Annotated in this window: 16 protein-coding genes; 4 read left to right on the forward strand and 12 right to left on the reverse strand. The window is 70.3% G+C overall.

What is annotated here, in order from left to right:
* Positions 1-202: 202 nt before the first annotated feature.
* The 3 genes from OHB01_RS06140 to OHB01_RS06150 all read left to right on the forward strand — a co-directional run bounded on the left by OHB01_RS06140 (position 203) and on the right by OHB01_RS06150 (position 3,709).
* Positions 203-658, forward strand: a complete 456-nt coding sequence (locus OHB01_RS06140) for a DUF6220 domain-containing protein (RefSeq protein WP_185949091.1) — start codon at positions 203-205, stop codon at positions 656-658.
* The gene (locus OHB01_RS06145) at positions 655-2,838 is read left to right on the forward strand and encodes a multicopper oxidase family protein (RefSeq protein ID WP_328855070.1); all 2,184 of its coding nucleotides are present in this window, start codon (positions 655-657) and stop codon (positions 2,836-2,838) included. The genes OHB01_RS06140 and OHB01_RS06145 overlap by 4 nt, the downstream gene beginning before the upstream one ends.
* A gap of 157 nt (positions 2,839-2,995) precedes the next feature.
* The gene (locus OHB01_RS06150; RefSeq protein WP_142651548.1) at positions 2,996-3,709 is read left to right on the forward strand and encodes an SH3 domain-containing protein; all 714 of its coding nucleotides are present in this window, start codon (positions 2,996-2,998) and stop codon (positions 3,707-3,709) included.
* A 351-nt stretch (positions 3,710-4,060) separates the two neighbouring features.
* Here the strand turns inward: OHB01_RS06150 and OHB01_RS06155 are convergent, their stop codons facing one another.
* The 11 genes from OHB01_RS06155 to OHB01_RS06205 form a co-directional block, all read right to left on the reverse strand.
* Positions 4,061-5,161, reverse strand: coding sequence for a GNAT family N-acetyltransferase (locus tag OHB01_RS06155; protein WP_142651549.1), 1,101 nt, complete (start codon positions 5,159-5,161; stop codon positions 4,061-4,063).
* 98 nt (positions 5,162-5,259) lie between these two features.
* Positions 5,260-6,117 (reverse strand): carbohydrate ABC transporter permease, encoded by an 858-nt coding sequence (locus OHB01_RS06160; protein ID WP_142651550.1) that lies wholly within the window; start codon positions 6,115-6,117, stop codon positions 5,260-5,262.
* Positions 6,114-7,040: a carbohydrate ABC transporter permease gene (locus OHB01_RS06165; protein ID WP_142651551.1), complete on the reverse strand. Its 927-nt coding sequence runs from the start codon at positions 7,038-7,040 to the stop codon at positions 6,114-6,116. Before OHB01_RS06165 ends, OHB01_RS06160 begins: the two co-directional genes overlap by 4 nt.
* Positions 7,041-7,047: 7 nt before the next feature.
* Positions 7,048-8,337, reverse strand: coding sequence for an extracellular solute-binding protein (locus OHB01_RS06170; RefSeq protein WP_142651552.1), 1,290 nt, complete (start codon positions 8,335-8,337; stop codon positions 7,048-7,050).
* Positions 8,338-8,698: 361 nt separating this feature from the next.
* On the reverse strand, positions 8,699-9,298 hold the full coding sequence (locus OHB01_RS06175; RefSeq protein WP_142651553.1) for a GTP-binding protein: 600 nt from the start codon (positions 9,296-9,298) through the stop codon (positions 8,699-8,701).
* Positions 9,279-9,653 (reverse strand): DUF742 domain-containing protein, encoded by a 375-nt coding sequence (locus OHB01_RS06180; protein ID WP_142651554.1) that lies wholly within the window; start codon positions 9,651-9,653, stop codon positions 9,279-9,281. Before OHB01_RS06180 ends, OHB01_RS06175 begins: the two co-directional genes overlap by 20 nt.
* Complete coding sequence (locus OHB01_RS06185; RefSeq protein ID WP_142651555.1) at positions 9,650-10,084, reverse strand: roadblock/LC7 domain-containing protein; 435 nt, start codon at positions 10,082-10,084, stop codon at positions 9,650-9,652. The genes OHB01_RS06180 and OHB01_RS06185 overlap by 4 nt, the downstream gene beginning before the upstream one ends.
* Positions 10,081-12,369, reverse strand: coding sequence for a sensor histidine kinase (locus OHB01_RS06190; protein WP_260617511.1), 2,289 nt, complete (start codon positions 12,367-12,369; stop codon positions 10,081-10,083). Before OHB01_RS06190 ends, OHB01_RS06185 begins: the two co-directional genes overlap by 4 nt.
* Before the next feature lie 242 nt (positions 12,370-12,611).
* Positions 12,612-14,198, reverse strand: coding sequence for a prenyltransferase/squalene oxidase repeat-containing protein (locus OHB01_RS06195; RefSeq protein ID WP_260617512.1), 1,587 nt, complete (start codon positions 14,196-14,198; stop codon positions 12,612-12,614).
* Positions 14,195-15,088: a terpene synthase family protein gene (locus OHB01_RS06200; protein ID WP_142651557.1), complete on the reverse strand. Its 894-nt coding sequence runs from the start codon at positions 15,086-15,088 to the stop codon at positions 14,195-14,197. Before OHB01_RS06200 ends, OHB01_RS06195 begins: the two co-directional genes overlap by 4 nt.
* Positions 15,089-15,102: 14 nt before the next feature.
* Positions 15,103-16,473, reverse strand: coding sequence for a cytochrome P450 (locus tag OHB01_RS06205; RefSeq protein WP_142651558.1), 1,371 nt, complete (start codon positions 16,471-16,473; stop codon positions 15,103-15,105).
* Between the two features lie 599 nt (positions 16,474-17,072).
* Between OHB01_RS06205 and OHB01_RS06210 the strand changes: the two genes are divergently transcribed.
* Positions 17,073-18,242, forward strand: a complete 1,170-nt coding sequence (locus OHB01_RS06210; RefSeq protein ID WP_142651559.1) for a cellulose binding domain-containing protein — start codon at positions 17,073-17,075, stop codon at positions 18,240-18,242.
* 454 nt (positions 18,243-18,696) lie between these two features.
* Here the strand turns inward: OHB01_RS06210 and OHB01_RS06215 are convergent, their stop codons facing one another.
* A complete protein-coding gene (locus OHB01_RS06215; protein ID WP_142651560.1) occupies positions 18,697-19,611 on the reverse strand; it encodes an SDR family oxidoreductase in 915 nt (304 codons plus the stop codon).

A 19,611-nucleotide genomic window follows, 5' to 3' on the forward strand; every position in this document is an offset into this window, starting at 1 on the left:
CCGGGAGCCTCCCGGCGTGCGACGACGCCGAGGCCCGCCGGCGGCACGATCGAGACACCGCCCGGGGGACGGACGGTGCCCGGGTCCCCGTACTCCCCCGGCGGTAGCCGACGTGTCTCTCGACGAGGGACGACACCGCCGGCCGCGTGGGACACGATCCCCGTGACTCCGGAATTCCCCCGCGACCGAAGGGAGCAAAAACATGCGAAAGGTATACACGGCATTAGCGGGGCTGCTACTCGCCGCCGCCGTCCTCCAGATGTACCTCGCGGCCGTCGGCGCGTTCGACAAGCCGCAGGACGACTCCTCGTTCAGCCTGCACAGCATGAACGGCATGATGGTCATCCCGATCCTGTCACTGGTGGCCACCGCCGCCGCGGCGGCCGCCAAGGCGCCGGGACGCCAGATCGGGCTGACCATCCTGCCCGTCGGCCTCGTCATCGTGCAGTCGCTGATCATCGCGCTGGGCGGCCTGTTCGACGACAGCACCGGCAACACGACGCCGGTCTCCCTGGCGATCCTCGGTCTGCACGCCATCAACGGCATGGCCATCCTCGGCGTCTGCGGCATGGTGTTCCGTAACGCACGGCGGCTCATGTCGGCCGGGCCCGCCTCGTCGGAAGCCGCCGCGGAGGGCCGTCCGGCTCGCGCATCATGACGACCGACCTGCTCATGGCGCTCGACCTGCTCGTCTCGGTGCTGACCGCGGCGACGTGGGTGGGCGCGGGCGTGACCGCCGCGGCCCGTCGTCCGAGGACGGCCACGGCCCTGTTCGCGGTCGCTCTTGTCGCGTCCCTGGCCCGGGTCTGGTCCGTCCTCGCCCTGGCCGGGGCCGGCTGGTGGTTCGTGCAGGAGAAGATCACCCTCGCGCTGCCACTTCTCGTCGCGGCGAGTCTCGTGGCCACCGCGCTCGCCGGGCCGCGCCTGCTTCGGGCGGCCCGGCGGGCGGACACGGCGTCGCGCGACGCCGTCAAAGCGCCCGTGGTCGTGGTGCCGCTGCTCGGCGCGGGGTACGCCGCGGCGGCCGGGATCGTGCAGACCTTCCTGATCGGATATCCGGCGGATCCGGGCACCGCTCTCCTTCTCCTGGCCGTAGTCGCGGGGGCCGTCCTGGGGACCTGGAGAGCGATGAGCGCGCGCGTGCCCGGGCTGCGGTCCGCGACGGCGGCAACCGTCGTGGCCGCCGTGCTCGGCGCCGCTCTCGTGTTCCTTCCTTCCGCGCCGGCCACGGCGGAGGGCTCCGCCCCGGAAGGCGGCGCCGCCATGGGTGCGATGGACATGGGGGCCACGGACCTGGGTGCCATGGACATGGGGGCCACGGACCTGGGGGCGCAGCCCGTCTCCCACGGCCACTCCGCCTCGGCAGGATCCGCCACGGGTGGGACGCCTCGTCCGGTGACCGACCTGCGCGGCCCGGCCACGCCTCCACCGGGCGGTGCCGTACGCCACTTCGACCTGACGGCCCGCATGGCGACCGTCACGCTGTCTCCGGGACGGAAGGTGTCGGCGTGGACCTTCAACGGCCAGGTCCCCGGGCCGTCGCTCACCGCCGAGCAGGGCGACCTCATCGAGGTGCGGCTGCGCAACGCGGACATCACGTCCGGCGTGACGCTCCACTGGCACGGCTATGACGTGCCCTCGGGCGAGGACGGCGTGCCCGGCCTCACCCAGGACGCCGTGCCGCCCGGCGGGGAGTTCGTCTACCGCTTCGTCGCCGAGCAGGTGGGGACGTACTGGTATCACACCCATGAGGTCTCCGACATCGGCGTCCGCATGGGGCTCTACGGCACGCTCGTCGTCACGCCGAAGGGAGCCGCGCCCACAGGACTGGACCTCACGCTGCCCGTGCACACGCTCGGGGGCGTGCTGGTGACGGGCGATCGCGACCAGTCCCTGGTCAAGCAGGCCGCGCCCGGCACGCCCGTACGGCTGCGCCTGATCAACACCGACAACACGCCGCATCGGTTCACGCTGGCGGGCACGCCCTACCGGCTGGTGGCGGTGGACGGTACGGACCTGAACGGGCCGGGCACGCTCGCCAAGGTCGGCCTGCGACTCGCGGCGGGCGGCCGGTATGACCTCGCGTTCACGATGCCGCCGGACCCCGTCGTCCTGAAGATCGACGACCGCGCCGACTCCGTACGGCTCGTCCCGGAAGGCACCAGCCCCACAACAGCGCAGGACGCGAGCGCCGCGACGGAGAGCCCGAGCACGACGGCGGCACAGGGCGACAGCCCCACAACAACACAGGGCGACAGCCCCACAACAACACAGGGCGACAGCCCCACGACCGCGCTGAGCGCGGCGGCGGGCGCCGGAGCCGTTCCCGCCGCCGACAGTCAGACGGCGGACTGGCCGGAGCTGGACCTCACCCGATATGGCACCCCCGCGCCCACGCCGTACACGTCCCGCAGCCGGTTCGACCGCGACTTCACGCTCGTCCTCGACCGGGGGCTCGCGCTGACGAACGGGAAGCCGGCGTACGCGCACACGGTGAACGGCCTCGCCTTCCCCAACATCCCCACGGAAGTGGTCAGGGATGGCGACCTGGTGCGGCTCACCGTGGTCAACCGCGGCCGGGACACCCACCCCTGGCATCTCCACGGCCATCGGGTGCTCGTGCTCTCGCGGAACGGCCACTCCGTCACCGGCAGTCCCCTGTGGCTCGACACCTTCGACGTACGGCCCGGCGAGGTATGGGAGGTGGCCTTCCGCGCCGACAACCCGGGACTGTGGATGAACCACTGCCACAACCTGAGCCACGCCGACCTGGGCATGATGCTGCACCTGGCCTACCAGGGGGTGACCTCGCCCTTCCACGGCGCGCACGGCGGGTGACTGAATCACCCTTTTTCCCAAGGCGTCGAGTAAAAAATCACAACGGGAATTCCACCGAGGTGTAAACGCACGGTAATCAGATCAGAACTTCGGGTGAGCAGAACAGGCCCGGGTCCCCCCGGCCGGGCGTGGACGATGCCGACCGAAGGGAGAGATCGTGACAGTGGCGAAGAGCATCGTTCCCGCGCTGGTGACGTTGGCCGCCACGGGGTGGCTCGTCGCGGGCCGGCCCGCGCCGGCCCTCGCGGGACCGGCCGGTTCCGACACCGGGGGGCACCTCACACCAAGGATCGCGACCGACCCGGCGTCGGGCGTCCGGGGGCATCCCGGCTCGGGGGCCGCGGCGGTCCGGCCTCCCGGCCCCGGTGATCCCACCGCGTCGGGGCCGTACGGGCAGGTCGTGCACCTGGCCCAGCAGGGGCCCGGTCTCGTGTGCACCTACCGGCTCAGGGGCGTACGCAAGGGAGGCTTCCTCAACGTCCGCGACGGCGCCGGCATCCGCCACACCCCCCTCGCCAAGCTGCGGCCCGGCGACGGAGGATTCTCCGGCGCCTGCACCGCCACCAGCGGCTGGATCGCGGTGAAGACCGCCGACGGGACCTCGGGTTACGCCGCCGCCCGCTACCTCCACCGGCTCGATCTGAGCGGGCGGCCATCGCTCTCGTGCGTCTACCGCCTCCGGCACGTGCGCAAGGGAAGCTTCCTCAACGTCCGCGAGGGTGCCGGCATCCACCATGCCCGTGTCGGCAAACTGCGGCGGGCCGACGGGAACATCCCCGGGGCCTGTGACGCCACCCACGGCTGGGTGGCCGTGGACACCGGCGACGGCATCCCCGGCTGGGCCTCCGCCCGCTACCTCCGCAAGCTGTGACGACAGGGCCGTGAGACCCCGGATGCGCAAATCAGCAGGCCCGAGACGTGCCGCTCGGCACGCCCGGGACGCGCCGCCCGGCAGGCCCGGGATGTCACGGCCAAGCCGACCGACTCAAAATGCGCAGACCGGAAAGCCCGGAACACGCTGACCAGCAAGCCCCGGACGCGCGCCCCGGCAGGCCCGGGATGTCACGGCCAAGCCGACCGACTCGGAATACGCAGTCCGGAAAGCCCGGAACACGCTGACCAGCAAGCCCCGGACGCGCCGGCCGGCACTTGCCGGACGCGGCGAAGCCGCGCTGCCCCCTTCCCCGGTATCCCCCTGGCCGGGGACGGGGGCCGCGGCCTTTCAGCCGAGATCGGGATGCGGGATGTAGCAGTCGAGCCGCATGACGTCCTCGCTGGTCATCAGCGTGTCCATGTCGCCGATGCGCCAGCCGTCCTCCAGCAGCAGGGCGAGCAGCGGATGCGCGCCCGGCACCGCCACGTGGATCGGCATGCGGCCCGGCATGCGGCCCGGCCCGTGGACCGGCCCGTGGACCGGCGCGGGGCCGGGTAGACAGCCCGGCGCATGCACCGGCTCGTGGACCGGCTTGTGGTCCGGCCCATGAACCGGCCCGTGGATCGGTGCGGTGCGGTGGTGGGCGTTCGCCGCCTCCAGCACGATGTCGGCGCAGTCCTGCGGGGTCGCGCCCCCGGCCGGTCCGATGACGACCTGGTCTCCGGCCGTCCTGGCGAACGCGTAACCCGAGTCGCTGACGTGCAGGGTCACCCCGGGCAGCCCGGCGTACCAGGTGAGGGTCGAGGTGCGGTCGCCGCCGGAGACATGGGCGTCCAAGACCGCCGCCGCGTGGACGTCCGCATCTCCCGGCGCCGTCCGCGCATTCGCTACCCCGGGCATCTGAGGGTCCGCATTCCCCGGCACCACCCCGACATCCGCCGCCCCGGGCACCCTAAAGTCCGCACCCCCCGGCGCCACCCCGCCATCCGCCGCCCGCATGTCAGCTACCCCAGACGCCGGAAAGTCTGCATCCTCTGGCGTCTCCTGGTCGCCGGGCGGCCTGCGCGTCAGGTAGAAGAGTGGGCAGCGCGGGCGCATCCCGTGCCTGATGTAGAGGGCGAGCGCCCTCCTGTCGGCCGACGCGAAGGTGACCTTGGGCGTGCCGGCGGGCAGCAGGCGGGACAGGATCGTGCGGCCCAGCCTCGACGACTGGTGGCCGGGCAGGACGAAAAGGTCTCCGAGGTGCGTGACCGTCCCCCGGCGCAGCGTGCCGCCGAACCCCGCGATCGTGCCGTCCACCTCGCCGACGAGCACCTCGCCGAACTCGCGTTCCGCGTCCACGAAGTCCGGCCGCTCCGGCCACAGATCCAGGAGGCCGAAGTGGCCGGCGACGGCACGTACGCCGGCCATGTCGGCTCCGGCGGCGGGGCGGACGATCGGTTCCGCCATCGGTCTCCCCCTGCGGTTTCGCCCTATGTCCCGATCACCATAGGGCGCGTGCAGGGGGATCGCGACGTCCGCCCACCCCGTACGGCTGTCCGCTCGGGTCAGCCCTTGATGGCCCCCGCGGTCAGGCCGCTGACGAGCTGACGCTCGGCCACGGCGTAGAAGCCGAGGGCGGGCAGCATCGCGACCACGATGTAGGCCATGACCCGTGCGACGTCCGTGGCGTACTGCCCCTGGAACTGCTGGACGCCCAGCGGGATGGTGAACAGGCTGTCGTCGCTGAACACCACGAGCGGCAGCATGAACTGGTTCCAGCTGTTCACGACCGCGAGCACGGAGACCGTGGCGATCGCGGGCCGGGCCATCGGCAGCAGGATCCGCCAGAAGAACCCGAACGGGGAGCACCCGTCGAGGATCGCCGCCTCCTCGATCTCTCCCGGGATGGCCCGGAAGAAGCCGCGCAGGATGATGATCGTCATCGGCATGCCGAAGGCGGCCTGCGGGAGGATCACGCCGAGCGGGTTGTCGAGCAGCCCGAACATCCGCAGCAGCACGAACAGCGGCAGGATCGCCACCGCGAACGGGAACATCAGCCCGGCGGCGAACATCGTGAACAGCGCCTCACGCCCCCGGAAGGCGAAGCGCGCGAACACGAAGGCCGCCAGCGCGGACACCGCGACGACCACGAGCGTGGTCAGCACGGCGATGTAGGTGCTGTTCCAGAGCATCTGCCAGAACGACGACGAGGCGAGCACGCTGGTGTAGTTTTCCGGCACCCAGGGGCTGGGCAGACCGATCGGGTTGCTCGACAACTGGGCGGTGGTCTTGAACCCGCCGAGCACGCCGTACACCAGCGGGATGCCGACGAACAGCGCCGTGATCACGACGATGGTGTGCAGGGACAGGCTGCGCAGCAGACCGCCCGACGTCGGCGACTGCTTGTGACGGTTGGCGCTCATCGCTGGTCCCTCAGCACGGTGCTCGCTCCTTCGAGGTCGCGGCGCATGACGTATCTCTGGTAGAACACCGCGAACACGAGGCTGATGAGGAACATCACCACGCTGATCGCGCTCGCGTAGCCGACCTGGAAGCGTTTGAAGCCGAACTGGAACATCGTGACGGCCATGGTCTCGGAGGAGTGCGAGGGGCCTCCGCCGGTGATGATCCAGACCAGGTCGAAGAGCTGGATCGCACCGATGACCGACAGGAACACACTGATGCGGATCGTGGGCCCGAGCAGCGGCAGCGTGACGTAGCGGAAGACCTTCCACCCCGTCGCGCCGTCGATCTGCGCGGCCTCGGTGAGCTCCCTCGGGATGCCCTGACGGCCGGCGATGTACAAGATCATGTGGAAGCCGAAGTACTTCCAGGTCATGACGATGAACACCGACATCATGACCGACGACGGGTCGGCGAACCAGTCGAGGGGGTCGATGCCGAACCAGCCGAGGATGTAGTTGGCCAGGCCCTCGGTGGGCGACAGGATCATCATGAAGAGGACCGCGGTGATCGCCTCGGACAGCACGTACGGGGCGAAGAACAGCAGGCGGAAGAACGCCCGGCCGCGGATCCTCTGGTTGAGCAGCATGGCGGTGCCCAGCGAGAGGGGAAGCTGGATCACCAGCGACAGGATGATCAGCAGGAGCCCGCGCCACAGGTCCCCGAGGAAGACCTCGTCGGCCAGCAGCTTGGTGAAGTTCGCCAGGCCGATGAAGTCCGTCGGCAGCCCGCGCATGCCGTTCCACTTGAACACGCTCGCGTAGAAGGCGAGCAGGATCGGGGCCACGACGAGCCCGAAGAAGAGCACAAGCGCGGGAAGCAGGAACAGAAGGACAGTGGTGAACCCCCGGAGCCTGAGGCTCCGGGGTCTCGTCGTCTTCACGCGACAGTTACTCCGACTTCGCCGTTTCCGTGATGGCCTGCGCCACCTGCTCCGGCGTCTTGGTGCCGGCGATCAGCTCGGCCACGGAGTCGTTGACCTCCTGGCCGACGGCCGGCGGGAACGCCTGGTCGAGGTAGAGCTGGAAGCCGGTGGCGGTGGCGAGGTTCTTGGCGACCACGCTGAGGTTCGGGTCGGTGACCGCGTCCTCCTCGCCCTTCAGCACCGGGAGCAAGCCGCCGGTCGCGACGGCCTTGCGGTGCTCGGTGCTCTCGGTGAGGAACTTCAGGAACTCGACCGCCTCCGCCGGAGCGTCGGCACCGATCGCGAAGCCGCCGCCGCCGCCGAACGCGTCGGTGACCGCGCCCTGGCCGCCCTCGACCGCCGGGAAGGGGAAGAAGCCGAGGTCGTCGCCCAGGCCCTTGCCGGCGTCGTTCTGGACCGCGGGCGCCCACTGGCCCATCAGCTCCATCGCGGCCTTGCCGTCGCCCATGGTCGCGGCCTGACCGCCCGGGTCGCCGTACGTCGCGCCGAGGTAGCCCTTCTGGAACGGCTGGAGGTCGGCCAGTTCCTTGAGCTTCTGCCCCGCCTGCACGAACGCCGGACCCGTGAAGTCCTTGCTGTCACCGGCCTGCTTGAGGGCGTCGAGGCCGCCGATCCGCATGGCGAGGTAGGCCCAGTAGTAGTGACCCGGCCACTTGTCCTTGCCGGCGAGCGCGATCGGGGTGATCCCGGCCGACTTCAGCTTCTTGACGTCCTCGAGGAGCTGCGACCAGGTCGCCGGAGGCTCGGCGATCCCGGCCTTCTTGAAGAGCGCCTTGTTGTACCAGAAGCCCACCATGCCGATGTCGTCGGGGATGGCGTAGGTCTTGCCCTCGACCTGGTAGGCCGACAGCGCGGCGTCCGTGAAGGTGCCGAGCCAGTCACCTGCCTCGGTGCTCAGGTCCCTCACCAGGCCCGCGTCGACCTGCTGGGCGAGCACGCCGCCACCCCAGGTCTGGAAGATGTCCGGCGCCTTGCCCGACTGCGTGAGCGTCGTCAGCTTCGCCTTGAACGCCTCGTTCTCGTAGGGAACGCTCTTGATGGTGATGTTCGGGTGCGAGGCCTGGAAGTCCTTGATCGCCTGAGCGCCGTAGCTCTTCAGGGGATCCGTGGTCCAGATGTTCCAAAACTCGACGGTCACCTTGCCGCCGGCCGAGCTCTTGCCCTCTCCGGCGGCGTCATCCCCCGAACTACCACATCCCCCGAGGACCAGTGCCGACGCCGCCAGGAGCGCCGCACCTCGCCGACTCAACTTCACGGTGGTTTCCCTTCTGGATTCCGACCGAAACTTTCGGCAGTCGCCCGATAGTTTCTGCGATGGGGCAGACGTTACAGCGGGGTTAGGTACATATCAACGGCTGTTGTGCACCTGTTACGCACGGTCGGGAGCGAACGAAAGTACGGCCGATCGACGCAGCTCAAAAGGGATGAATAGGGATCAACCAGGCGGCATTTACGGACAGCCGGAACCCGTCGACCGTCCTGCTCGTACGCGGGACGCGTGAGAACCGTGGTAGGGAAACGTCACCATGCCACGAAACGTAAATCGCATGCAAGGGGTCGAACGCCGCGCATGCCGAAGAACCCGGACGTCCCCGGGTGAGGAGCCGGCGAAAGCGTCAGCGGGCGGCGGCGGTCGGCCGCTTGCCGTACGCGTGCTTGACGAGCTCGATCAGGACTTCCTTGCCCGATTCCCGCTTGCGCGCGTCGCACAGCATGATCGGCACGTCCTGGCTGAGGTTGAGCGCGAGCTTGACCTCGTCCAGCTCGAAGACCGGAGCGCCCTCGAAACAGTTGACCGCGACGACGAACGGCGTGCCGCGGCGCTCGAAGTAGTCCACTGAGGGGAAGCAGTCGGCGAGCCTGCGGGTGTCGGCCAGCACGACCGCGCCGAGCGCCCCCCGGGCGAGCTCGTCCCAGACGAACCAGAACCGCTCCTGGCCGGGGGTGCCGAAGAGATAGAGGACGAAGTCCTGCCCGATGCTGATGCGGCCGAAGTCCATGGCGACCGTCGTGGTCGCCTTCGCCTCGACCCCGGACAGGTCGTCCACTCCGACGCTGCGGTCGGTCAGCGTCTCCTCCGTGCGCAGCGGCCGGATCTCCGACACCGCGCCGACCATCGTGGTCTTGCCCACCCCGAAGCCGCCGGCGATCAGCAGTTTGATCGCCGTGGGCATCTTCGGCGGGGTCGTCCCGGAATCAGAGCGCGCGAAGGCCATCGAGCACCGCCTTGTACATCCGCTCGTCGAGCACGTCCATCTCCGGTTGGGGTTGCTGCACGGCCACGTAGCCCCGGTCGAACAGGTCGCCGAGGAGGACCCGGACGATCCCGGCCGGCAGGTCGAGATGGGCCGCGATCTCCGCGACCGACAGCGGCCTGCGGCACAGCCGCACGATCGCCTGGTGCTCGGGGTCCAGCCCGATCTCGGTCCCCGTGGTGGGACGGACCGTCACCGCGAGCGAGATGAGGTCGAAGCGGTCCTGCGCCTCCGTACGGCCCCGCGCGATCACGTACGGCCGGATGGTCGGCGCGTCGAGTAAACGGTCCTCGTCCGGGCTCCACTCGGAGTTCACAGGCGGACCTCTCTCCCCGTCGTCCGGTCGATCGTCGTCCGCGCGGGCGAGGTGAGGTACTGCCCGACGCGCGCGACGAGCATCGCCATCTCGTACGCGACCAGGCCGACGTCGGCGTCACCCGAGCAGAGCACGGCCAGGCAGGCGCCCTGGCCCGCCACGGTCACGAGCAGGTAGGCCGACTTCATCTCGACGATGGTCTGCCGTACGGATCCGCCCTGGAAGCGCTCGCCGACGCCGCGCGCCAGGCTCTGCAGCCCGGAGGCGACGGCCGACAGGTGCTCGGCGTCCTCCGTGCGAAGCCCCTGCGAGCCGGCCAGCAGCAGCCCGTCGGTGGACAGCACGATGCCGTGCTCGACCTCGCGGACCCGTGCTACAAGATCGTCCAGCAGCCACGCGAGGTCCGCGGAGGCCCCGGTCTTCTGCGTCACAGGTTGTCCTCCTCGTCACCCAGCAGCTTCGCGGCCTCGGATCTGCCGCGCCTCGTTCCCGACTGGAACGAGCCCATGATCTTACGGATGTCCTCCGGCGAGCGATCTTCCTCGTCGTCCGCCTCGTCGCCGTTCCTCGACTCCTCGGCGAGCGCGGGGGCGAGGTTGGCCTGCGGCACCCGGAAGGGCAGGCCCGATGGGGTGAACCCGGCCGAGGGCGCGGGCCTGTCGGGATCCGGATCGGCGTCGCCGGGCGGTGGTGGGACGCTCTGCAGAGGCCTGGGCGGCTCGGGAGCCCTCGGCACGGGAACCACCTCCTGAACTGGTGCGGAGACCGCCTCGGGCGCGCCGACAAGCGCGATCTTCCGGGAGCCGGTCCCGCGGCGCGGGAGGCCGGACTCGGTCTCCTCCTCGGGCAGGTCCTCCCCGCCCTCGATGACGAGGTCCCGCGGCAGCAGCACGACCGCGGTCGTGCCGCCGTAAGGCGACGCCTTGAGCGAGACCTTGATCCCGTGCCGCTCGGCCAGGCGGCTGACGACATACAGGCCGAGCCGGGCGGTGCTCGAGAGGTTGAACTCGGGCGGGTCGGCGATCCGCTGGTTGGTCGCTTCGAGGTCCTCGGCGCTCATCCCGAGGCCGCGGTCCTCGATCTCGATCGCGTAGCCGCTGGCCACCACCTGGCCGCCCACCTGCACCATCGTGTACGGCGGGGAGAACGACACGGCGTTCTCGATCAGCTCGGCGAGCAGGTGGATGACGTCGCCGACCGCGCGTCCGAGGAGCGCGGTCTCTCCCATCGGCATCACGGTGACGCGGGTGTAGTCCTCGACCTCGGCCAGCGCGCCGCGTACGACGTCGACCATAGGCACCGAGCGCCGCCAGGCGCGGGCGGGAGACGCCCCGGACAGGACGATGAGGTTCTCCGCGTTGCGCCGCATGCGGGTGGCGAGGTGGTCGATGCGGAACAGGTCCTTCAGCTCGGCCGGGTCCGACTCGCGCCGCTCCATCACGTCGAGCAGGGTGAGCTGGCGGTGCACCAGCGACTGCGTACGACGGGCGAGGCTGAGCAGGATGTCGCGGATGCTCTGCCGGAGCTGGGCCTCCTCGACGGCGGTGCGGATGGCCGTCTCCTGCACCGTGTTGAACGCCGCGCCCACCTGGCCGATGACGTCGGGCCCGAATTCGAGCGGCGGCGCCTCGGCCTTGACGTCGACCTTCTCGCCCTGGGCGAGGCGGGCGACCACTCCGGGCAGCCGTTCGTTGGCCAGTTCGAGCGCGGCCTCGCGCAGCTTCTCGAGCTGGCGCACCAGGGCGCGGGCCGTGGTGATGGACAGGATGATCGACGCGATGACCGCCACGAGGCCGAGCACACCGGCCAGCACCAGCCGGGTGATGACGCCGACGGCGACGGGCGTCGCCCGATCGACCATCGTCTCGCCCGCGCCGCTGACGACGTCGTGCAACTGGTTCAGGGCGGCCGAGGACGCGGACTGCCACTGCTCCCCGCCGACGGGCGCGCGCAGACCGGGCCGGCCCTGCTGCGCGACCAGATCCTCCAGGCTGTGGAGCTGGCTGAGCGCGGCGCTCTTCTGCAGACGCTGGTAGACGTCGGGAAGCGGCTCCTCCAGGTCGGACTTCGCCAGGTCCATCACGTTGCGCTCGGCGCCGACGAGCTGGGTGAACTGGGCGACCTCCGCCTGGCCGAACCTGCCCGCCGCGATGACGCCGGTCAAAAGTGCATCTTCGCGCGATATAAGTTCTCGTGCCCAGTTCAGGCTGATAAGTGTCCGCGTGTCTTTCGCGAGCTGGTCGTCGTCCAGCGTGGCGAGCGAATAGTAGGTCTGGAAAAGAGAGTCGATGGGGCCGTTGTAGGCGCTGATGGCCTTGCCGCGGTCCACCTGGCGCGCGTCCACCGCGTGCCGCACCGAACGGAGCTGGTCGAGCTGCCGGAACGTGCGGTCGATCCTTTTCCGCAGCTCGTCGGTCGCCGCGAACCGGAGGGTGTCGCTGCTCGCCAGCCTGCGGAACTCACCGGCCGCGGCGTCCGTACGGGAGCGCTGGGCGGAGAGGTCGGCGGACGAGACCAGCACCGGGCTCACCAGGCGGGATACCGTCAGGCGCCGCTCCTTCTGCAGCTCCACCAGCAGCGACTCGCTCGGCTGAGCGACGTTGCTGTTGTAGACCGCCACCCACGCGAGGTTGAGACCGTCCCGCACGGTCACCCAGGCGGCGAAGATCCACAGTGCCGCAAGCGACACGAGCAGGGCCGTGACTTTGGTCCGCACGCGCGAGTTGCGGAAGCGCATAACACCCACCAAGCGACATATGAAAAGCCGTCATAGCGCGTTTCCCGGCGATTAACCAGAAGCTCATCGCTAGGGCGGCGGACATCGCCCAACATTTACAGCCGCGCCACGCCCCGCCACCTTAGCAATGGACAGAAAATCGCTCAAGGCCGCATTATGTACGCCATTTGGGGCAAATGTACGAATGTATGCCTATATAGCGTGATCAAGCGACCCGATGATCATACTTGACGGTGCCTGTCCACAACAAGTCCACTGGACTGTGCGAGGTGCAGGGCCGCGAGGATCGCGGCTCTGACCACCGCCGCCGGCAGGTAGAGATCCTTATCGTGCCACAACGGCGGGTCGTCGGCCTCGCCCGCCCGGAGCAGGTAGTCGTATCCCCTGGCGGCCGCCTCCGCGACGAGCTCATCCTCCCCCGTGAGCAGCAGCAGTTGCATCGCGTAGGCCGTCTCTTCCCTGGTGCCGCCCCAGCGACCCCAGGATCCGTCGGCCCGCTGGGTCTCCAGCACCCATCGCACGGCCCGCCGTACAGAGGGCGCGCAGCCGGCGCCGCCGAAGGCGTCCAGCGCCAGCGCGCAGGACACGGTCGCGTAGTAGGGCGAGGCGTGCCATCGGTCGTCCCACCACCCCTCCGGCTGCTGGCGCTCGCAGAGCCAGGCCCCGATCGCGTCCATGTCGGGCCGGTAGCGCCCGGCGGCCTCCGGCCGTACCTTCGCGTACTCTCCGAGGGCGTCGAGCACGTGAGCGTTCACACTGACCGACGCCCCCTCCTCCCCCTGCCAGGTGCAGAAATGGGTGTCGGTGCGGAAGGCCCACAGGCTGCCCGGCTCGAACGGCATGCCGAGGAGCGCGAGGGCGTACAGCGCGACCGACGTGGTGTCAGCGTCCGGCGGCAGACCGGCTCCGGCGGGCGTGCCGACCGGCTGGATCGCGGCCCGCAGGTCCGCCAGCATCTCCGGCGGCACGTCGAAGGGGATCCCCGCACGGGCGAGCCAGCTCAGCACCCAGCCGCGCTCGAAGACCGTGATCGGCAGGCCCACGGGGACCGGCCCGCCGTACCGCCGGGCGACCGCCTCCAGGTGCCGCCGGGCCGCGGTGCCGTGATCCGGCAGCGCACGGCCGCCGAGCCAGGCGGCGGTGGCGGCCGGAGATGCGCCGACGGTGCCGATCGAGGTCGGCTGGACGCCCGGGGCCCCATGGGCGGCGGCACCGGCCACCTCCAGCGCGTGCATGAGCTTCTGTGGCAGTTCCGCGCCGGAGCCGACCCTTGACCTGACCGCGGCGAGCACGCGGTCGTTCATGCCCGCGGGCAGCCGCAGCCTCGGACGCCCGGCGAGCCGCGGCACGTCCCGTTCGGCCAGCGTGTCGAGGTGCGCGTTGACCAGCTCGACCAGCGCGGGCACGATCAGCTCGATCGCCGGCATGTCGGGGAACATCGGCGCGGTGCCCTGCGGCGGCCAGCCGAGCAGATAGTCCAGCCCTCGGCCGGCGGCCGTCGCGAGCTTCTCGTCATCGGGCTCTCCCCGCGTCAGCGCGCACAGGAGCGCTTCGGTCGCGCTCAGCGTCGGGACGAGGGAGTATCCCTCCGGCCCGCCCCAGGATCCGTCGGGCCGCTGGCAGTCCACCAGGAACCGCACCCGCTCCGCATGGCCCACCAGCCACGGCGCCAGGCTCACCAGCCGCCCGGTCTCGTACACCGAAGGGGAGACCGTGCCCCATGGCCGGACCATGAGATCGGTTACCAGCTCGGCGGCCGCGGCCGCCACGTCGATCGCCTTGGGATAGGTCAGGCCGCCGACGCTCACAGCCCACCCCAGTAGTCGGTGATCCCGTAGAAGCCCATGCTGTACCCGATCTGCCTTTCCAGATAGACCACCTCGTCCGGGCAGACGTCGCGCAGCGGCTCCAGGAGCTCGCCGCACCCGTCGACCAGGACGCCGACGAGTTCGGCGATCTCCTCCCGGCCCGAGCAGAGCATCCGCGCGTTGAGATCGCCCCAGGCGAGGTCCCGCTCGTACGTGGCGAGGTCGTTGAGCAGGCGGAGAACGCGCTGCACCTGGCCGCTCGCGGCCCTGAGCTCGTCGAGCCGGCCCAGCGCGGCCGGATCCGCGCCCCGGATCCAGTGGGACACGTTGACGAAGGACGAGCCGAAGTTGTCCGCGTTGTCGAGATACTCGTCCAGGGTCGGCAGCGGCGTCCCCTCGCGGGCGGCCGTCTTCCACTCCCACTCCCGGGCCATGGCCGACAGCATCCGCCGCAGTTCCTCCCGCCAGACGGCCTCACGGCCGGCGAACGCGGGCCCCGCCGCGAGCTCGTCCCGGATCTCGGCGAGGAAGCGGCCCAGGGGGAAGTCCTGCGGCGGCGGGGAGCCGTCCGCCACCGCCAGGCAGCCGCGGACGAGAAGGTCCACCTCGTCCCGTGACGTCGCCTTGTAGTCGAGCAGCCAGTCGAGCGCGAAGATCCACAGCGCCGTACGGCTCGCGATGCGCAGCCGGTCGGCGCTCGCCCACGGCGCGCCGAACGCGTTCGCCTGCGCGACCGCGCTGAACAGCGCCGAGTCGAACGGCCGCGCGGGGAAGAGACCGGGGTGGGCGTCCCGGCACTCGCGCAGATCCCGCGTGAGCTCGGCGGACACGGCCGCGGCGGCACCGCACTCCCGTGCCGCCCGGAGCTCGTCTCCTGTCAGCTTCTTCATGTGTGAGGTCCCGATCAGGTGCGAGGAAGGGGGCGCAGGGTGATCTCGACCCGCTGGCGTGGCCGCAGCGAGGCTCCCATCTGGGGCGTGGCCACCTCCGGGGTGCAGGAGAGCAGGTCGAAGCGGCTGAGGATGCCGGCGATGATCAGTTGGGCCTCCAGCATGAAGACGTGCATACCGAGACACTGATGAGGGCCTCCGCCGAACGGGAAGTACGCGTACCTGTGCCGGCCCGATGACCGGCGCCCGGAGAAGCGGCCGGGATCGAACTCCTCCGGCCGCTCCCAGAACGCCTCCATGCGGTGGGTGATGAAGGGGCTGATGACGATCGTCTCGCCCTTCTTGAGCAGCACTCCGCCGAGGACCTCCGGCTCGACGACCATCCGTGGGAACAGCCAGCCCACAGGGAACAACCGCAGCAGTTCCTGCACGACCTGCTTCGTGTACGGCAGGGCCGCCAGATGGGCGGGCCGTACGGGACCGTCGCCGACCACGTGGCCGATCTCCTGCCGCAAGCTCGCGGCCACCTCGGGATGCGCCTGCAGCAGGGGCCACAGCCAGGTGAGCGCACCCGCCGTGGTCTCGGTGGCGGTGGCCAGCATGGCGACCAGGTTGTCGCGCACCCACCGGGCGGCGTCCGGCCCGCCGCCCGCCGAGCCTGCGGCCCGGCACAGGACGGAGACGATGTCGTCGCCGTCCCCCGGCTTGTCCTTGTGCCGGTCCACGAGCGGGATCACGACGTCGTCGATCGTCCGCACGGCGTTCCCGAAGGCGCGGTCTCCGGGTAGCGGGACGCGATAGGGGACGAACGGCAGCAGGTAGCGGAATATGACGGACGTGCCGACCGCGTCGAACGCCGGGGCGAGCCGCTGGGCGTCCGCCATGCTGATCTTGTCGCCGAAGAAGATCCGCATCACGACCCTGTTGACGATCCGCGCCATCGCCGACGGGACGTCGATCGGCAGGCCCGACCGGGCCGGTGCGGCGAGCTCGTCGATCCCTTCGCCGGCCGCCTCCGCCATGCGGGCGGCGAGCGCCTCGACGTTCTTCGCCGTGAACACGGGCTGCAGAACCCTGCGGCTCTCCTCCCAAGCGGGGCCGTCGGCCATGACGCTCTCCCCGAACAGCCGGTGCAACGGCTTCCAGAGGACGCCGTCACGCCGATAGTTGGCGGAGTTGCCGCGCAGGACGTGCTGCAGGTGATCTGGATGCGTGATCAGGTAAGGCCGGAAGGGTCCGAGGTTCACCCTGACGACGTCGCCGCCGGACTCCCGGCCGATCTGGAGGACAGCGCTCACCGGATCACGGAGGATCGCGGGAAGCACCTGCCGGAGCGGAAGAGTTCTCGGTTGTCGGACCGCGTTCACGTCAACATCGATCGGCATTCCGACTTGCTCCCCACCTGACGATCACACCGCCCGCGAAGTATCACATGATCCACTCCATTTGATCAAGATTGCAGGGGAGTGACACTTTTGTCCTATGGGGCGGGAGATGCGGCGATGGCGCACTTTGCCCCAAAGTGACGTGTGAGAGGTTTTCCGGGGCCTAAATGAGGGAAGGACCGGGCCTTATGGCCCGGCCCTTCTTCAGGACGTGTCGTCAGGCGTGGCTGGTCACCAGCAGCGCGATGCCCACGAGGATGACGATGGGAATCAGCCACACCACGACCTCGCCGAGGAACTCCTTGTACATGGGGACCGAATCCTCTCGGTGACGTGCGAAAAGTAGACCGACGTGCAGCATATTCGGTCGTACGGCGAGGTGGAACCCGGCATCGCCGCAGGCGGTGAAGCCGGGGCGGCTGTGTCTCACGTGCCCGATGGGACCCGGCCGGCCGCCGGGACACGACCGTCTGCGGGCAAGTCATCGGATGAACCGTACATACATAGCCGCTGGTCAGGGCTTTTGCCGCATCTCGCCTCTAGGGCGGGCGACCGAGCGCTTTCTACCATCGCGCCGGACAGGACGAGGGAGAGACGCGATGTCGAAGAGAAATGCGGTGGTGGCGGCCCTGCTCGTGGTGCTCGGGTTGCTCGTCGCCCGGCCCGCCGAGGCGGCGCCGGTGCGGATCATGCCCCTGGGCGACTCGATCACCGGGTCGCCCGGCTGCTGGCGGGCCCTGTTGTGGAACAAGCTGCAGAACGGCGGTTTCACCAACATCGACATGGTCGGGACGCTGCCCGCCCAGGGATGCGGCGTGCCGTACGACGGTGACAACGAGGGCCACGGCGGTGCCCTCGTCACGAACGTCGCCGACCAGAACCAGCTCCCGGGCTGGCTCTCGGCGACCCGTCCCGACATCGTGATGATGCACTTCGGCACGAACGACGTGTGGAGCAACAGGTCCACCGACACGATCCTCGCGGCCTACAGCAAGCTCGTGGACCAGATGCGGGCGAGCAACCCGAACATGAAGATCCTGGTCGCCGAGATCATCCCGATGAACCCGAGCACCTGCCCCGAGTGCGCGCAGCGGACCGTCGCCCTGAACAACGCGATCCCGGGCTGGGCCGCTTCGAAGACCACGGCGGCCTCCCCGATCGTGGTCGTCGACCAGTGGACCGGCTTCAGCACGAGCACGGACACCTATGACGGCGTGCACCCCAACGACAGCGGCAACCAGAAGATGGCGGACACGTGGTATCCGGCGCTGGCGGCACTGCTCAGCGGGGCCACGCCGTCACCCAGCCCCTCGCCGACCCGGTCGCCGTCCCCGTCACCCTCACCGACCCGGTCGCCGTCCCCGTCACCCTCACCGACCCGGTCGCCGTCCCCGTCACCCTCACCGACCCGGTCGCCGTCCCCGTCCCCGTCACCCTCGCCGTCCCCGTCGCCGTCGTCCGGCTCCTCGGGCTGCGGCGCGACCTACAAGATCGTCAACCAGTGGGGCGGCGGTTTCCAGGGTGAGGTCACGGTCAACAACACCGGCGCCTCTTCCGTCAGCGCCTGGACCGTGACCTGGACCTACGCCGACGGGCAGCAGATCACCCAGGCGTGGGGCGGCAAGGCCACCCAGAGCGGGGCGAGCGTGACCGTGAAGAACGAGAGCTGGAACGGCTCGCTCGGCGCAGGCGCGAGCACCACCTTCGGCTTCATCGCCTCCTGGAACTCCGCGAACTCGGCCCCCACGCCCGCCTGCACGACCGCCTGACCCCGATCACCCCGGGCCGCCCTCAAGCCGGCGGCCCGGCCCGGCATTCCGCCCCCGGCGCGAGTGGCCCGCCCGACAGGCCATCCCCAGCGGCGGCAAACCGCCCGCCGGACCATCCTCGGCGTGCCGACCGCCCGGCAGGCCGTCTTCCGGCGCGGCAGCCCGGGCCGGCAGGCACATACATCCGATGTTCTCCGGTGCCCCACTTTCGCGTGCCCGGGGGACACGCATTTTCACCCGGCCGGCCGAGCAGGACCTCGCGTGGACCGGAGGCTCCGGCCGGTGCCGCGCCGCCCGGAAACACCGCGCCGCCCGGAAACACCGCGCCGCCCGGAAACACCGCGCCGCCCGGAAAGCGCGTGGAGCCGCCGGGCCGGACCGCGAGGACGAGCCCGTCCGGAAACCGGCGCCACAGCGACAGCCACCCCGGGCCCCGGAGCCCGCACCGGCTCCGTCATCGGTAGCCGGTGACGTCGGCGGGGCGGCCGGGGTCCTGGACCTCCACCATGTAGCGCCAGCAGTCGGGGCGGCTGCCGTCCACGTCGGTGAAGCCGTACACCTGGGCCAGTTGACCGCTGGACAGCGACTGCCCGTTCCAGCGGCTCACCTCCGGGTCGGCGGCCAGCGCCGCGACCGCGCGTCCCACGAAGGCCGGGGTCTCGGAGATGGCGAAGTGCGGCACCTTGGCCAGCGCGTCCCGCCAGTTGGCCTCGGTCACGCCGAAGTGTTCCAGCATGAGCTCCGAGCGCAGCCAGCCCGGCGTGAGCGACACCGCGGTCGCGCCGTACGGCGCCAGCTCCTTGGCCTGGGCGAACGCCATGCGGTTGACGGACGTCTTCGCGAGGTCGTAGAAGAACGAGACGCGATAGTTGGCGGCGTTGTATTCCGCCGTGCCGTCGGTGACCTCGACCACCAGACCACCCGGCCTGCGGATCAGCAGCGGCAGCGCGTAATGGCTGGTGATGATGTGCGTGTCGATCGCCAGCCGCAGAATGCGCAGGCCGTCGTCGAGCGAGTGCTCCCAGAGCCGGTCGCTCCAGCTGAACAGCAGCTCGCCGCCCCAGATGTCGTTGACCAGCACGTCGAGCCCGCCCTGCTCGGCGTCGATCCGCGCCACGAGGGCCCGCACCTGCTCGCGGTCGAGGTGGTCGACCGGCACGGCGATCCCCCGCCCGCCGGCGGCGGTCACCAGCTCCGCCGTCTCCTCGATCGTCTCCGGCCGGTTCATCTCCGAGCGCCGCTCGCGCGTGCTGCGGCCGGTCACGTAGACCGTCGCACCCGCCGCGCCCAGCTCGACCGCGATGCCGCGTCCCGCGCCCCGGGTCGCCCCGGCCACCAGTGCGACCTTCCCCTCCAGGCTGCTCGTCAT

The sequence above is a fragment of the Microbispora hainanensis genome (assembly GCF_036186745.1).
Taxonomy (GTDB): domain Bacteria; phylum Actinomycetota; class Actinomycetes; order Streptosporangiales; family Streptosporangiaceae; genus Microbispora.

Bases quoted from the DNA above. Each gene is read 5' to 3' on its own strand.
- OHB01_RS06215 (WP_142651560.1), bottom strand. From the start codon at position 19,611: ATGACGAGCAGCCTGGAGGGGAAGGTCGCACTGGTGGCCGGGGCGACC.
- OHB01_RS06155 (WP_142651549.1), bottom strand. From the start codon at position 5,161: ATGGCGGAACCGATCGTCCGCCCCGCCGCCGGAGCCGACATGGCCGGC.
- OHB01_RS06200 (WP_142651557.1), bottom strand. From the start codon at position 15,088: ATGAAGAAGCTGACAGGAGACGAGCTCCGGGCGGCACGGGAGTGCGGT.
- OHB01_RS06205 (WP_142651558.1), bottom strand. From the start codon at position 16,473: ATGCCGATCGATGTTGACGTGAACGCGGTCCGACAACCGAGAACTCTT.
- OHB01_RS06160 (WP_142651550.1), bottom strand. From the start codon at position 6,117: ATGAGCGCCAACCGTCACAAGCAGTCGCCGACGTCGGGCGGTCTGCTG.
- OHB01_RS06210 (WP_142651559.1), top strand. From the start codon at position 17,073: ATGTCGAAGAGAAATGCGGTGGTGGCGGCCCTGCTCGTGGTGCTCGGG.
- OHB01_RS06145 (WP_328855070.1), top strand. From the start codon at position 655: ATGACGACCGACCTGCTCATGGCGCTCGACCTGCTCGTCTCGGTGCTG.
- OHB01_RS06140 (WP_185949091.1), top strand. From the start codon at position 203: ATGCGAAAGGTATACACGGCATTAGCGGGGCTGCTACTCGCCGCCGCC.
- OHB01_RS06175 (WP_142651553.1), bottom strand. From the start codon at position 9,298: ATGGCCTTCGCGCGCTCTGATTCCGGGACGACCCCGCCGAAGATGCCC.